General features: G+C 45.3%; 11 protein-coding genes. 9 read left to right on the forward strand and 2 right to left on the reverse strand.

The window, feature by feature from the left end; all coding sequences use genetic code 11:
* Positions 1-325: 325 nt before the first annotated feature.
* Both pruA and K8R76_09720 read left to right on the forward strand, forming a co-directional pair.
* Positions 326-1951, forward strand: a complete 1626-nt coding sequence (pruA, locus tag K8R76_09715; protein ID MCD4848458.1) for an L-glutamate gamma-semialdehyde dehydrogenase — start codon at positions 326-328, stop codon at positions 1949-1951.
* A 204-nt stretch (positions 1952-2155) separates the two neighbouring features.
* The gene (locus K8R76_09720; protein ID MCD4848459.1) at positions 2156-2854 is read left to right on the forward strand and encodes a hypothetical protein; all 699 of its coding nucleotides are present in this window, start codon (positions 2156-2158) and stop codon (positions 2852-2854) included.
* Here the strand turns inward: K8R76_09720 and K8R76_09725 are convergent.
* Entirely contained in the window at positions 2839-4191 is a 1353-nt protein-coding gene (locus tag K8R76_09725; GenBank protein ID MCD4848460.1) for a tetratricopeptide repeat protein, read from the reverse strand. The two genes, K8R76_09720 and K8R76_09725, sit on opposite strands and share 16 nt — an antisense overlap.
* A gap of 252 nt (positions 4192-4443) precedes the next feature.
* Between K8R76_09725 and K8R76_09730 the strand changes: the two genes are divergently transcribed.
* The gene (locus K8R76_09730; protein MCD4848461.1) at positions 4444-4866 is read left to right on the forward strand and encodes a hypothetical protein; all 423 of its coding nucleotides are present in this window, start codon (positions 4444-4446) and stop codon (positions 4864-4866) included.
* 80 nt (positions 4867-4946) lie between these two features.
* Here K8R76_09730 and K8R76_09735 read toward each other — a convergent pair whose 3' ends face one another.
* Positions 4947-6938: a CotH kinase family protein gene (locus tag K8R76_09735; GenBank protein MCD4848462.1), complete on the reverse strand. Its 1992-nt coding sequence runs from the start codon at positions 6936-6938 to the stop codon at positions 4947-4949.
* Between the two features lie 235 nt (positions 6939-7173).
* On the opposite strand from K8R76_09735, the gene K8R76_09740 reads away from it, so the two are divergent.
* From K8R76_09740 to K8R76_09765, 6 genes are all read left to right on the forward strand, one after another.
* Positions 7174-8922, forward strand: a complete 1749-nt coding sequence (locus tag K8R76_09740; protein ID MCD4848463.1) for a S8 family peptidase — start codon at positions 7174-7176, stop codon at positions 8920-8922.
* An 83-nt stretch (positions 8923-9005) separates the two neighbouring features.
* Positions 9006-10406 (forward strand): amidophosphoribosyltransferase, encoded by a 1401-nt coding sequence (locus K8R76_09745; GenBank protein ID MCD4848464.1) that lies wholly within the window; start codon positions 9006-9008, stop codon positions 10404-10406.
* 20 nt (positions 10407-10426) lie between these two features.
* Complete coding sequence (locus K8R76_09750) at positions 10427-10693, forward strand: cupin domain-containing protein (protein ID MCD4848465.1); 267 nt, start codon at positions 10427-10429, stop codon at positions 10691-10693.
* A 14-nt stretch (positions 10694-10707) separates the two neighbouring features.
* Positions 10708-11133 (forward strand): secondary thiamine-phosphate synthase enzyme YjbQ, encoded by a 426-nt coding sequence (locus tag K8R76_09755; GenBank protein MCD4848466.1) that lies wholly within the window; start codon positions 10708-10710, stop codon positions 11131-11133.
* Positions 11134-11150: 17 nt separating this feature from the next.
* Positions 11151-14480: a CotH kinase family protein gene (locus K8R76_09760; protein MCD4848467.1), complete on the forward strand. Its 3330-nt coding sequence runs from the start codon at positions 11151-11153 to the stop codon at positions 14478-14480.
* Positions 14481-14495: 15 nt separating this feature from the next.
* Positions 14496-15476: a hypothetical protein gene (locus tag K8R76_09765; protein MCD4848468.1), complete on the forward strand. Its 981-nt coding sequence runs from the start codon at positions 14496-14498 to the stop codon at positions 15474-15476.
* Positions 15477-15535 lie beyond the last annotated feature (59 nt).

Consider the following 15535-nt stretch of genomic DNA (forward strand, 5'->3'; position numbering starts at 1 on the left):
TCAATCGACCTTCCTTGAAGTTATATATAATACATCTCCGCCGATCTCATTCGCACGCCTTGTCTGAAAGTGCTTCTACAACGCTTCGTTAAGCAACCTGGTGAAATATGCGAATACTGACGACAAATCGGGTTTCAGTGCTTCATGTCAAGGTAATCACAATCCACTACCAGATTTATACATTTAATATGCTGTGGCCGGAATGCCGAACATATGGATATTCACAAAGGAGCATGCTCCTAGTACCGTGGAGTTTGAAATATTTGCATGATGCGTTATGTTTGCTGAACATAACGCTACAATTTACTATGGAAAGAAGTGTCAGATGAACAATACGATATTCACGATTAATAAGCCGGCAAATGAGAGGGTATACAGTTACGCTAAAGGAAGTTCTGAAAGGGCGGAGATAGCGAAGGAACTGGACAGGCAGGCTTCAGCAGAGATTGAAATACCCCTGATAATAGGCGGCAATGAAGTAAGGACAGGGAATACAGGAAAAGTGGTTATGCCCTGCGATCACCGCCATGTACTTGCAACTTATCATAAAGCCGGTGAAAAGGAGGTGAATGATGCAATTGAGGCTGCAATGGAAGCAAGAGAGAAATGGGCTACACTGTCATGGGTGGAGAGAGCTTCCATTTCCCTGAAGGCTGCTGATCTTATCGCGGAAAAATACAGGTATTTGATCAGCGCAGCCACAATGCTGGGACAGGGGAAGAATGTTTACCAGGCTGAAATAGACGCGGCGGTTGAGACTGTGGACTTTCTCAGGTTTAACGCATGGTTCGCTTCGCAGGTGTACAGCGGACAGCCTTCCTCCACTTCTGAACAGATGAACAGAATCGAGTACAGGCCGCTTGAGGGTTTTGTATTTACCGTCAGTCCTTTCAATTTTACCGCCATTGCATCCAACCTGAATATGTCAGTTGCGCTGATGGGTAATGTAACCGTCTGGAAACCGGCAACAACATCACTACTTTCCAGCTATTATCTGATGAAGATTTACAGGGAGGCAGGATTACCGGACGGTGTGATAAATTTCATTCCCGGCAGGGGTTCCCTGATAGGAGAGCATGTTCTGGCTCATCCCGGTTTCTCAGGCCTGCATTTCACAGGTTCCAACGCCACTTTCAACAGCCTCTGGAAAAAAGTCGCAGACAACTTGAGCGTTTACAGAAATTATCCCAGGCTTGTTGGTGAAACAGGAGGGAAGGATTTTATTTTCGTGCATAAATCCGCTAACCCAGATGAGGTTACTACCGCTATTGTGAGGGGAGCATTTGAATACCAGGGACAGAAGTGCTCCGCTGCTTCAAGAGCATACATACCTGAATCCATGTGGAGTTCGGTTCGGGGTGATTTGGAGGATATGATATCGAATATCAAAGTAGGTGATGTCATGGATAATTCCAATTTCGTAAACGCTGTCATAGATGAGAAATCCTTTGACAACATCATGAATTACATAGAACTTGCACGGAAATCTGATTCAGCTGAAATAATAACAGGAGGAACCGGTGACAAAACAAAGGGTTATTATATATACCCTACTGTTATTCTGACGGAAGATCCGGGATTCATAACAATGCGTGAAGAGATATTCGGTCCGGTAATGACAATATACGTTTATCCGGAAGAGGATTACGAGAAAACTTTGAACATATGCAATGAAACATCACCCTACGCTCTGACAGGAGCAGTATTCAGCAGGGACAGATATGCCTTTGTGACAGCGTGCCGAATCCTTCGGTATGCTGCAGGAAATTTCTACATCAACGATAAACCCACTGGCGCTGTCGTGGGGCTTCAGCCCTTCGGAGGAGCAAGGGCATCAGGCACGAATGACAAAGCCGGAGGTCCCCTGAATCTTATCAGGTGGGTGAGCCCCAGAACCATAAAGGAGACTTTCCTGCCGGCTGCTGATTTCAGATATCCATTCATGGATTAATCCGCAATGAATGACGGATGCGATTTTAATCAAAGCAGTTAAACGGGAATTGTGCAACATGAGTGTTAATACTCTCTTTGACAGCATTTCATATTTAGCTTATCATTAATAACAGGAATATGCTTTATGAGTTGATTGCGTAAATTTTCAGCATGGCAGGTTGGAAAGGTTCTGGCTGAAATATGTTCAAAGAAAGGGAGTGATATGACTGAGAAACCGGATTCCAGGAACAATCCCAATAATCTCTGCGCGTGGGACGATAATTCCCAATGCGGGGACTGCTCCGATGAGAACCTGCTTTTCTGCAAAGTTGACACAAAACTGCAAAAGGCATTCCTGATTCTGTTTGCCCCCTGTATGGCTGCGACATTCTTCGGATTGACACTGATGGGTATCATAACAGGCCACTGGTGGATGCTTATTCTTTACGGGGCATTCTTCATGATTCTTTTCCCCGCAATTGAATTTGGCGTTCTGTGCAGACACTGTCCTTTTTACGGTAACGGAAGTAAAATGCTAACCTGTATTGCCGGTTCGGGAATACCAAAAACCTACAGGTACAATCCCAGACCCCTTAACAGGTGGGAACGGCTTACAATGTACTGCTACTACACTTTCATGATAGGTTTCCCAATATTCACTCTCGGTTACGGTGTTTATCACGTGGCGGTAAATCCTGATCTGTACAGCAGCATAGTCCTTTTGACAATGGCGGGTCTTGAAGGTGCTCTGATCCTTGCCTTTATTGCTTTTAATTATTGTCTTAATGTGTACGTATGCAGGAAATGTGTTAATTTCTCATGTCCCTGGAACAGAGTTGAGAAGGCAATCGTTGATAAGTACCTGAGGCAGAATCCGTTAATGAGAGAAGCCTGGGAAAAAACAGGTTATAAACTGAGCTGATCTCCTAGAAGGTCTTTCCCGTAAAGCTTGATTACACACTCGGGGCATATACCGTGAGAGAACTCTGCCTCTGAATTATCGGATATATATAACTCGATCTGCTGCCAGTAACCGTCGTCATCCCTGATTTTCTTGCAGTTTGCGCAGATAGGAAGCAGGCCCTGAAGCTGTTTTACATGCGCGAGGGCGCTGCGTAGGTCATTATTCATCTTTGAAAGCTCCTCATTCTTCAGGCGGTATATCTCAGCCTCCTTCTCTTTCTTCTCGGTTTCAAACTGTACCTGAAGCCTTGCGATCTTCTCCAGGCTTTTTTCATTCAGGTACTCTTCCAGGGATGTGTTCAGTTCCCGGGAGAGCATGAGTGCTTTTTTCAGATCACCCTTTTTCTCATATAGATTCGATATCTTCTGGAGACATTTGATTTCAATGTCCTTCAACTTCAGGGACCTTGTTATCGAAATACCCTTCTCGGCATATTCTACCGCTTCATCGAGGTGCCCCAGATGGGTGCATGCCCCACAAGCGCAGCAGCAGGTATAAGCGATACCCCTTTTATTGCCAAGCTCCTCATACTGCTCAAGACTTCTGATGTAGTAGTCAAGAGCAGTCTGGAATTCAGAGAGATCTTCATGAAGACTTCCAAGGTTGCCAAGGGTACTGGCCTTCTGCTTTTTTTCTTCAATCTTTTCACAGAGATCAAGTGCTTTCAGGAAGAATTCCCTGGCTTTATCAAGTTCCCTCTTCTTACCGAAAACAGCACCGATGTTGTTATAGAGAGATACCAGATTTGTATGGTTACATGATTTTTCCCATACTGATTCTGCATGTTTGTAGAATGAGAGGGCCAGATCAAGCCGATCAACTGTAGCGTAGCATGCCCCAATGTTGAAGTAAAAACTTGCGAGTTCCTCACTGTCGGCATCACATTCCTGCATTTCCTTGAGAGCTGTATGGTAATGCTCAAGGGCTTTATCAATCAGGCCCTGGACCAGAAATATGTTGGCCAGTTTACTGTGAACAGATGCGATACCATGCTTGTCCTCAAGCTTCTCATAGATCTCCATTGCACTACGGCAATGAGACAGCGCTTCATCGAAATTCCCCGCCTCGAGATGAAATACTCCCAGTACCATACTGCTTCTAGCCTGTTCATTCATGATTCCAAGGTTTTTGGCGAGATCATAAGCTTCAAGGGCATAGGTTTCGGATCTATGGGGATCTGAATGGAGACAGGCGTAAGCAATCCTGTTAAGAGCGCAGACAAGACCCGGATTATCAGTATGAGACCTCAGTTTTTTGATTTCTTTTTCCAGCGCTGTTATTTCCTTATTCGACATTCAATGTGCTCCAGACTATTGATAAATCTTCTAATTAGTATATTAATATGTTATCATATCTTTTAATAATTACTGATATATACTCATATGAGTTCTGAAAGTGCAACCGGAAATACCTTTGACATTATGTTTCTTTTCGGGAAAACTCAAGCTGAACAAACACATTATCAGCCAGTTCTGTAATGGTCAGGTTTACATGAGAATCGCGCAGTTATAGACTTAAGCATAATTATTCAAACAAGGAGGGGAAAAATGCGAATTCTTATCTTAACCGTTCTTATGCTATGTGTCGGAAGCGTTGCCGCTTTCGGGGTACCTGATGCTCCAGATGTACCTGACGTTCCGGATGCTGATATTCCTGAGTTTGAAATTCCAGGTCTTGAAATACTTGACAGCATCAATCTGCAACTCGAAGAGCTGATTGCTGTGACTGATTCACTGGAATGGCTTATACCCGAACTGTCCGCACTTGAAGAGGTCTCTGTAAAACTCGAGGAACTCAGAGAAACGGATCCTGATGTCATTGGACTTCAGGCTGAGATAGATGCGCTCAGAGGTGAACTGGTTGAAGCAAGATCGGAGATACAGGTGATAAGCAACAGCATCAATGACGAAATTGGTGAAGTTAAAGCATCGATAGATACATTCCGTGACGGACTTCCAACACTGGAATAGAATTCAGAGGGACCGTTCAAACAGGAATTGCCAGGAGTGAGAGCGGCGGGTGCCTGAAGCACGCGCTGCTCTCAGAGTATTTACCGCATAACGGTTATCCTTCTGATAACCATGTTCTCATCCTGGCTGAGACGCAGGAAATATATGCCGGTGGACAGGGAGGTTACATCCCAGGAAAAGGATTCAGTGCTGCAGAGGTATCCTTCAAAGGGAGAGTCCACGAGCCTGCCGCTCAAGTCGAATACATCAAGTTTTGCATATCCTTCATTACCCTGTAGGGTTACCACCCCAGTGGAAGCAATAGGATTTTGCAGAAGTATCTGAAGGTCTTCAACGGTGCAGCTGGTTGATGGCCGGGTCATTCCAGTGCCTCCTTCATTTGTTTCACCGGGAGTGGCGATAGAGAGTATTTCCCATTCGCCTGTGCCATCCGGCCAGAGTCCGTAGCTTTTATCCGCATCGAGTTCGGGGAAGGTTACTTCATCGATAACGACTGCGGAATCTAGAAGGTAGACTTCTTCTCCATCAGAATCAAGTTTGAAATCAGCGTGCATGCTGCCCTGTTCAGGATCGTCGTCGGCCCAGATAATGAAGTGATCCCCAGGTTGTATGATCGTATCAGGGAAAGCGAATTTGAAGGGTTCCGCCATATTGTCGGTAAGAAAGAAACCTGAAAGGTTGATATTATCCATACCGGTGTTTGTTATCTCGATCCAGTCGTCGTACTCACCGTAATTATCTGATATGGTTGTATCGTTCTTCGCCATCAGTTCATTGAGCAGGAGCCCTTCCACAGGGTTCCAGGTTCCCAGAACGCCAGCAAGGTAATCGTGCCGGTTCCTGATGAATGTTTCCAGAGCGGGTACATAGTGCCCCGGACCGATCGGTATGTCGACTGTCATTGCATCTTCGAACTCCTCAGGGGTGAAAAGTCTCATAGGCGGCTGTTCTGCATAGACCCAATACCTTATCAGATCACGGAGTTCTTCCATCCTGGAAACGAGTGTATCCTGATGAGCAACACCGGTCATCAACCGTTGAATGTGTCCGGTGTATACGGATTCGTATTCCTCAAAAACCCAGAGAACTGCGCCGAGTGGCCTGTATTCGGAGGGAGAAGGGGAAAGCCAGAAGGGATCAAGAGTCTGCAGTTCGCTTATCGAGAGTCCCCAGGAATTATAGATGCCCCATGCTTCATTAAGGTCCCAGTTGCTGAAGACGAAGAGGTCATCCCGATCCCGCTGATAGAGGTAGTAATTACCGCAGCGCCCTGCATAGCTGTCCAGATTCACAGTCAGATTGTCGACTGCCAGAAGAGCCAGCGCAGTATTCAGATCCATTATCGTTGAGAGAGTATCAGGAAGGTATTCGAAGGGGGTGCTGTTCAGATCGTACGTCAGACCGATAAGAGGGCTCCAGTCGTTCTCCTCTTCATTTGTTTTCAGTTCGTATTCCGTGTAGTAGAACCCCTGGTCTTCCCCAAGATATTCGAGAGAACCGTGTTCGTCACCCTTCCAGAGATTGCCATCCTCGCCGGAGCCGAAATGATCTTCTATGAAATCACTGTTGTACTGCTCTACGACCGTATAAAGGCCCCAGTAGATGTCGTTGATGTACAGAGCTACAAAATTACTTCTCACTGTTGGCAGGTATGCTGAGTTGCAGATCTCATAGCAGCTTCGTTCCCTGACGAAGCTCGGATCATGGAAATTGCAGTTCAGATTGATTTTCGTTAGCCCGAAAAGCTCCTGATCTTCAATAAACACATCGAAATCCAGTTTGAATGATTTCTTCATTGTCGGATTGTTTGTAAAGCTGGAACCTCCCTTGAAGCGGACCCCAATCGATTCTAAGTGGGTATCCTCCCAGTCAAATGATGCTTCCAGATATGTTTTTTCCGGATAATTCTCCATGAGCAGTTGCCACCAGTCTTCCGCATAGAAATTAAGATGAATTTCATGTACGGCATCGCCGTCGAACAGCGGATGAGATGGAGGATTAAAATCCGCGAATGCTTTGCCGTGAAAAAGGGCAGAGAGCATGCTGAAGGTGATCAGAATTCTATGAAACATTTAATACCTCCCATTTTTTCTGAGGGAAATATTTCAATCGTTGATAACAGAAGTCTTAATACTTTGTAACAGAATGTAACAGTGAATCAATAATCCAGTGAAACTTTACGGAACCTTACAACAATAGCGGTGTTATTAAAAGTGGTTTACTTATAGACAACTGGCTCAATGACGGTTATTTGTTGAAGAGATAATCTGCTGTTTAATGTAAATGAGAGGGTGGTTGATTTTGAGAATGCAAATGTACTTGTCCGGATTACTGTTTCTTGTGCTTGTTATGTCAGTACAGCCTGCAGAGGGTCATTATGAATCCGAGGACGAATTTATCGAAATAATGTTCAGAAAGAATGCCGTGGTAAGGCTAAGAGACGGTAACCCGATTGATCTGTCCGGAACGGGAGCTATGGATGGTGTTCAGGAGATACTTCAGCTGACAGACAGCTATGTATGGGAACGGATAACTTCCGTGTCGGAAGAAGAACTGGACGCGATGGAAACGAATGGCGAGGACAGAACAGGAGAAGATCTTTACAATCTGAATAATATTTACAGATTGCGTTTTGAAGGGGATATTGATGTCTGGGAATTATCGAACATGCTGGAGGAACTTACGGGTATCATCCTCGCAAGGCCGGTACCTCTCCCGCAGCCGCCACCGACTCCGGATTACCAGGGGTATCAGGGATATCTGAAAGCAGTTTCTTTCACTCCTACCGGGATCGATGCCCTATATGCCTGGACACAGCCTGGAGGTGACGGAGCAGGCGTGACTGTCTGTGATCTGGAATACAGCTGGAACTACAACCATGATGATATAACAAAGGCATCAGGATCGCAGATCAATTCAGGTGTTCAGGATCCATTTTCCGACAATAATCATGGTACAGCCGTCATAGGGGAGATGGTATCGGATTTTAACGGGTGGGGTACAACAGGCATCTGTCATGGAGCATCGCTGAAAACATGTGGAACTTACTACGGTGCTCCAACATGGAATGTACCGGGAGCAATGACAGTAGCTATCTCGAATCTTTCCGCTGGAGACGTGATCCTTCTTGAGCAGCAGTGGGAATACGTTCCGGGCTCACAGGACTATGTGCCTATTGAGTGGTGGCTTAACTATTCGCCGAATTCACAGACATTCAACGGAGTTTACGCTGCAATTCAGACAGCGGTAGCAAATGGAATTCATGTTGTTGAAGCCGGAGGCAACGCGGTTAATGGCGGTGGAGTTGACATGGATGCGATGAACTGGTTCGGCGACTGCGGATCCATGATCGTGGGAGCCGGAGGTGTCTATCCTGGCGGACCCTGGCCTGCAGGTAATCGTCAGAGGCTTGCATTTTCCAACTACGGGAGCAGATTCACGTGCCAGGGATGGGGCGAGGATGTTGTCACCACCGGCTATGGGACCCTGTGGAACTCCGAGGGAGTTAATCGCTATTACGCCTCAGGATTCTCAGGAACCTCAAGCGCATCACCCATTGTAGCGGGTGCAGCAGCGGATTGCGTAGGTTTCTGGGTCGCGAACGGAAATCCACCAGGTACTCTGACACCTTCGTTGTTAAGATATACTCTGTCCTCTACAGGTTCCCCTCAGCTGTATCCGCCCACAGGAAACATAGGACCCCTGCCGAATCTTATGGGTGCGTTCGCTTATCTTGTAACGGTAGGAATAGAAGGTACAATTGAATCTGAACTTCAGTACTCCATGAATGTTTCTCCGAATCCATCATCAGGGAATGTTACATTCAACATATATGGAGCTTCAGATATAGCTGTTGAAGGCATGGTTATTTATGACATTTCCGGGCGCGTCGTTTTCGATCTGGATAATTCTTCAGTGCAGGAGGGAAATCAAAACATACTGCAATGGAACTGCTGCGACATGAATGGAAGGCGGGTAAATTCCGGAATGTACATGGTCAGGGCTGAATGTGAGTATGGCTCTGTAACGGTTCCATTTGTAATCCTCAGGAAATAGAAGCGGTAATTACGGGTTGCATTTAACAGCCTTATGATGCAGGATTGAACTGCTCGATTTTCAATTCAGCCAGGGGGGATTTTATGGGCGGTTTCTTTGGTGTTGTTTCAAAAAAGAGTTGTACTGAAGATTTGTTCTATGGAACTGATTACCATTCGCACCTTGGCACTATGAGGGGTGGGATGGCCGTAAGAAGTCACCAGGGAATACACAGAGTGATTCATGACATTTCAAATGCGCAATTCCGTTCTAAATTTGAGGATGATCTTTCTGAGATGGAAGGATGGATGGGCATTGGAGTGATAAGCGATTTCGAAGATCAGCCGCTGATAATCGGCTCGCATCTTGGAAAATACGCAATTGTAACTGTAGGAGTGATCAATAACATAGATGAACTGGTCAGCAAGGTATTTGAAAAGAGAGCAGGACACTTTTCAGAGATGTCAGGTGCGGAGATAAATCCTACTGAAGTTGTAGCTATGCTTATAAATCAGGAGGAATCGTTCACAGCCGGACTCACTCACGCTCAGGAAGAAATCGAAGGTTCCTGTTCCATATTGCTTCTGACAGGTGAAGGAATTTATGCGTCGAGGGACAGATTTGGCAGAACTCCAATATCCGTTGGAAGAAAAAGCGATGCCATGGCTGTGACTTTTGAAACATGCACATTTCCCAATCTTGAATACGAATATGTTCACAATCTCGGGCCTGGAGAGATAGTTCTAATAAAAGAGGACGGGTTTGAGCAGAAAAAGGAACCAGGAGAAAGAATGCAGATATGTTCTTTTCTCTGGGTCTATTATGGTTATCCGGCTTCAAATTACGAGGGAATCAATGTAGAGGATGTCCGCAACAGATGCGGTGAATGCCTGGCAAAAAGAGATGATGTGGAAGTTGATCTGATAGCAGGTATACCCGATTCGGGTACAGGCCATGCTGTAGGATACGCAAACTATTCCGGTGTTCCGTATAGACGCCCATTTGTCAAGTATACGCCAACCTGGCCGCGCAGTTTCATGCCGCAGGATCAGAAAGTAAGAGATATAGTAGCGAGAATGAAACTTATACCCATTCGGGAATTGATTCAGGATCAAAGGCTTCTTTTCTGTGAGGATTCAATAGTAAGAGGTACTCAGCTGCAGGACACAGTTAAGCGGATATTTGACGCTGGAGCCGCTGAAATACATATGAGGCCTGCGTGCCCACCGCTGGTTTTCGGATGCAAGTATCTTAATTTCTCGCGATCGAGATCAATTCTGGATCTGGCAGGCAGGAAAGCGATAAAAGAACTGGAGGGATCTGGAGATATAGTACCCGATGAATATCTTGATATTAACTCTGAAGAATATGCGGAAATGGTGGAAAGAATACGGAGGAGGCTCCGCCTGACTTCACTTTCCTACCAGAGACTTGATGACCTTGTAGAGGCGATTGGAATTCCAAAGGAAAAACTTTGTACGTACTGCTTTGATGGAAGTGAGTAACGAATTGTAAGGAAGGTATTTTGGAAATAGAAGTAAGAAAACCGGATAAAACTGAGATTGATAAAATGGAAGTATTTTCATGGCCGGTCTGGACCTGCGAAACTTCTGAATTCGATTGGTGTTATGATGCTCGTGAAACATGCTTTCTACTTGAAGGAAGCGTAACAGTCACTACAGATTCCGGTAAAGTTTCATTTGGTTCCGGGGATCTTGTAATATTCCCTGAGGGATTATCCTGCAGATGGAAGATTCATGAGGCGGTTCGGAAACATTATAAATTCGGCTGAGGACGGAGATAGCTCTGGTATACGGAAATACAATAACATTATCTACAAAGGGATTTTCAGATATCATAAATATTACAGATGATGTTGAATCAGCGATAGAATCATCCGGAATAACTGATGGTCTGGTTGCGGTTACCGTTATCGGTTCAACTGCCTCAATCACTACGATTGAGTACGAACCGGCTCTTGTTCTGGACATGAAAGAGCAGCTTGAGAAAATGGTTTCTCAGACAATTCGCTCCAGACATTCAGAAACCTGGGGTGATGATAATGGTTTTTCTCATCTGAGAGCTTCTCTTATGGGACCCGGGATTACACTGCCGATTGTTAACGGAAATATTCTTACCGGAACCTGGCAGCAGATTGTGCTTATAGATCATGACAACAGACAGCGCTCGAGAAAAGTCAGAATTCAGATTATCGGTGAGCGGGAATCTTGAGGCTTGAAAGGGTTTAAGTGAAGAATATTCTAATACTGATAATACTCATTTCTCTATCATACGGAGAAGTTCCCTCGTATATGATCTATTGCAATCAGGAAGATTACAACCAGATGATCACCTACTGGTATGATGAGAATATTGAGATAGACTGTACTGTAATACATGATGATACACTATATACCGATGCAAGATTGCGCCTTCGCGGAGACAGCTCAAGAGGTTATCCGAAGAAATCCTACCGAATCACTTTCTCAGAGCAGGACCCGCTTGACAACAGAACAAAATGGAATTTCAACAGCGAGTATATGGATCACACGTATATCCATTCCTGGCTCTTCGCGTGGATAATGGAACAACTCGAATATCCATGCTTTGAAGTCGATCACGCAAGAATGTATGTAAATGACAGCTATATAGGATTGTACATTAAAACGAATCCGGTTGATGAGCAGTTTCTTATAGATAACGCTCTCGATCCACAGGGAAATCTTTACAAGGCCGCAATAGACGGCGCATGTCTCAGCATCTACGACAATGTTGACGAGTTCTGGGACAAGAGAACGAATGAGAATGAAGGCTGGAATGATCTGTATGAACTTATCGATTATCTTGATCAGGTTCCACCTGAAAGTTTTCATAATGACATAAGTGAGTGGTTCAACGTTAACAGACTTCTGACAATTGTAGCAACGAATACTCTGACCAATAATTTCAGTACTTATTACCATAATTACTTCATGTACCACGATGTTCAGGGTTCCGGCGTCTGGACAATGATGTCCTGGGATGTTGACAAGACGTTCGGTGACTGGATTACCCGCCCCTTCAGTCAGGGCGTAAATGCGTTCTGGTATGACAACACTCTTTTTGAGAAGATAATACTTGATCCTGTCCTGTTCGAGATGTACTTTGACAGAATGCAGAGCATTACCGATGAAGTCATTAATATCACCGTACTTGGTCCGGTGATTGATTCCCTTGAACTTGCATTGGAACAGGCTGTAATCGATGATTTGATGGACGCCATAGATGTTGATGAGTTTCATGAGGAAATCGAGATTCTCATGACTGACAGAATACCATTCAAGATGGACGCGATGCTTTCTCAATACGCCAGCGCTCCAAGACCGTTCCAGGCTCATTGCGGTGATACGCTAAGCCTTGGAAACAGGTTTATCTCATGGGATAACGCTTCAGCTCCCGCTGGCGGAGCAATAACATACAATGTGTATTTATCCACCAGATTAGGCTGTCCTGATTCTACCGTGCAGGAACACTATGGAATCACGGATACATGTTTCACATTCACAGATCTCGAACCGAAAAGGTACATATGGACGGTAGAAGCCGAAACCGATGGATGGATCACCGAGGCTTACGATCACTGGAATCCCATGACGGTAACTTCCGATTATACAGAGTTAAGCGGGACACTCAGCGGAACAACACTCCTGCAGAAGAACAGTTCTCCATATCTGGTAACCGGGGATATCTTCATACCTTACGGATCTTCTCTATATATCGAGGGCGGGGTGGACGTCCGAATTGAGGGAGGGGTTGGATTCGATTGTTCCGGATCGTTGCGATCTGAAGGTAATTCCTCTGATTCGGTAAGGTTTGTGGCGAATAACAGTTCGCAGCCCTGGAATGGGATAGAACTCTCCGGTGAAGAGGCCATCTTCTGTTATACATCCTTCACAAATTCAACAGGTTCAGGTGGAGCCGGAAGCAATACAGCATGTATCAAGGCGTCCAATACTGACCTGATCATGGAGAACTGCTCATTCTCAAACAATGAAAGATGTATTCAGGTTTCAGGCGGATCAGCAACTCTTGACAGCTGTGATCTTACAGGCTGGAACACAGGAGAACTGTTTTTCATGGAATCAGGGATATCAGCGCTGATTACTGATTGCAGATTCGGGAACATGATAAATCCACCGGCAAGTTATCACGATGCTGTTGAATTTCAGAATTGCACCTATGGTGAATACATTGTCAGGAATTGCGAGATATTCAACATTGAAGGAGATGGAATAGATCTTAACGGCAGTTTTCTCACTGCTGAGGATAATCTCATATGGGGAATTGAGGACAAGGGTTTCTCTATAGGCGTTAATCCAGGTGCGGGTAGCGGTACATCTGAAGCTGCGCTGCTCCGGCAGATCGTTCATGACTGCTACGAAGGTATATCCGTAAAAGATGGATCTGCTGCTCTGATTGACAGGTGTACTGTAATCAGCTGCGAAACCGGCATCCGGGCTTATGAAAAAACTGCGGGATACGGAGGAGGCGATGTTTCTGTCGGAGGATCCATATTCAGTGATAATTCTGTATTATTCAGTTTCGAGGACGGCTCAGTATCATCCGTGAATTACAGCCTGACAGGAATCGAAGAACCGTGGCAGGGGCAGGGGAATATAGCCGCAGATCCCGGATTTACTGGATGGGGAGAACTGGACTTCCATCTGTCTTACACATCACCCTGTATTGATTCAGGAGATCCCTCGGTGAATGATCCTGATGAAACAAGATCGGATATGGGTGCTGTGTTCTATCCACAGGTATTCAATGGAATAGTGATAAATGAACTCCAGTCCGTGAATGAGACCACAATCGCTGATGGATACGGTGAGTTCGATGACTGGCTGGAAATATACAATGGTTCGGAATACGATTGTGATCTGAGCTGGGTCTACCTTTCGGATGATCCCCTTGATCTGTCGATTTACCGTTTCCCCGAAGGAACCGTTATTCCATCAGGCGGCTATCTCGTTGTATGGGCTGATGGAAACTGGTGGCAGAATGGTTATCATCTCCCATGGCGGCTTTCCAGTGAAGGAGACAGCCTCTATTTTTCAAGGCAGCCTGTTGAATCGGGCGGACTCATCTGTAGAGGAAATAAAGCCCCTGCACCGGAACTGATTGACAGCATTACTTTCGGGATAATTGACAGGGATTGGTCTCTGGGAAGAAATCCTGATGGTGGAACAACATGGGAGTTCTTCAGTAATCCCACTCCAGGATTTTCAAATTCAATACCTTATTCCCAGTCAGGATACCTTCAGGTTTCGAACCCTTTCCCAAATCCTTCATTATCCGGTTTTGTCACCCTGGATCTTACTGTTGATGCCGGGCTTACTGTTGTTTCCATTTACGATATCTCCGGCAGGCTCGTGGCAGAAGTGATGAACCAATATCTTGAATCCGGAGACTACAGAATCTACTGGGATACCATAAAGGATAGAGGGGGTTATGTGCCTTCAGGTGTGTATCTGATTCATGTTCGTCATGCTGCCGGTAATTCTGCAAGTAGGAAAGTTGTCGTAATCAGATCAGAGTAATTGGAGATATCCTTAATGATTAAACGGATCATTCCCCCTGGATATATGATACTTCTGTCAGTGGCTATTCCATTAATGCTGATGCAGGTGTCCTGTATTTTCGATTCTCCATCCGAAATACTTGGGTATCCCTCCAGAGTTGATTATGCAATTTCGTTTGAGTCTGTCGGTGTACCCTCAATGTGTGAATGCACATGCGTACAGGATCTGGCGCTTGTCATCGCGGATGATAACATTGTTCTTGTTGACATCGTCTCTGGAGACATGGTTTCCGTGCTCGATGTTGGTGTTGAAATTCGTGACCTTGGGGATACTGATGTTGACGGCTACGGGTATGTTCTGACTGAAAGCCTGCTTTACACTGTAGATATAGTTGGAGAGTGCCTTGATCCTCCACTGAATATCGGCAGCGGGGCGAAATTCATTTCCATATCGGTTGTCGATGGTTCCGCCTGGATTGTGCATGAAAATGATTGTCTGACAAAGGTTGATCTGATCACGCATGAAGTCTTCAGCATCCCGTCCAAACTGCTGGATGATTGCCAGGGAATTGCGGCAGATCAGAACGGAGATGTGATATTTCTGGCAGGTGGATCCAGAAGGGTCATAGCGGCTTTTGATACTGAAACATGGACAGAAACGGGATCCTGTCCGGTTCCTGGCGATGTTCTAAGCCTTTTCCCGGGACCTCAGGGATTTATCTGTGCCATTGTGGAGGGTAGCAATGAACTCTGGTTTATCAAAAAGGAAAACTGCGATTTATACAAGATGATAACATTTCCCGTTGTCCCGACAACAGCAGCATCAATGCCTGACGGGAGCTATGGATATGCCGCATGTGAGAATATCGGAATGATCATTGTTGCCGAAAGCGGACAGATTGAATACAAAACCTTGGAATTAGGATACCCTCAGAGCATTGATCTGAGCAGTGATGGCCAGAGAGCTGTGATCTGCTCTGCGGAGTATGAAACCGTTTATATTCTGAAGAGATAACTATCTAGTTACATGGAGGGATCAGTACGAATCTTTCATGATTTTTAGTCAGTATCCTG

Origin of the sequence: Candidatus Aegiribacteria sp., assembly GCA_021108435.1 — a bacterium.
GTDB lineage: Bacteria > Fermentibacterota > Fermentibacteria > Fermentibacterales > JCC-6 > Aegiribacteria.

Coding starts and splice junctions, on each gene's coding strand:
- pruA (MCD4848458.1), top strand. CDS start 326: ATGAACAATACGATATTCACGATTAATAAGCCGGCAAATGAGAGGGTA.
- K8R76_09720 (MCD4848459.1), top strand. CDS start 2,156: ATGACTGAGAAACCGGATTCCAGGAACAATCCCAATAATCTCTGCGCG.
- K8R76_09725 (MCD4848460.1), bottom strand. CDS start 4,191: ATGTCGAATAAGGAAATAACAGCGCTGGAAAAAGAAATCAAAAAACTG.
- K8R76_09730 (MCD4848461.1), top strand. CDS start 4,444: ATGCGAATTCTTATCTTAACCGTTCTTATGCTATGTGTCGGAAGCGTT.
- K8R76_09735 (MCD4848462.1), bottom strand. CDS start 6,938: ATGTTTCATAGAATTCTGATCACCTTCAGCATGCTCTCTGCCCTTTTT.
- K8R76_09740 (MCD4848463.1), top strand. CDS start 7,174: ATGCAAATGTACTTGTCCGGATTACTGTTTCTTGTGCTTGTTATGTCA.
- K8R76_09745 (MCD4848464.1), top strand. CDS start 9,006: ATGGGCGGTTTCTTTGGTGTTGTTTCAAAAAAGAGTTGTACTGAAGAT.
- K8R76_09765 (MCD4848468.1), top strand. CDS start 14,496: ATGATTAAACGGATCATTCCCCCTGGATATATGATACTTCTGTCAGTG.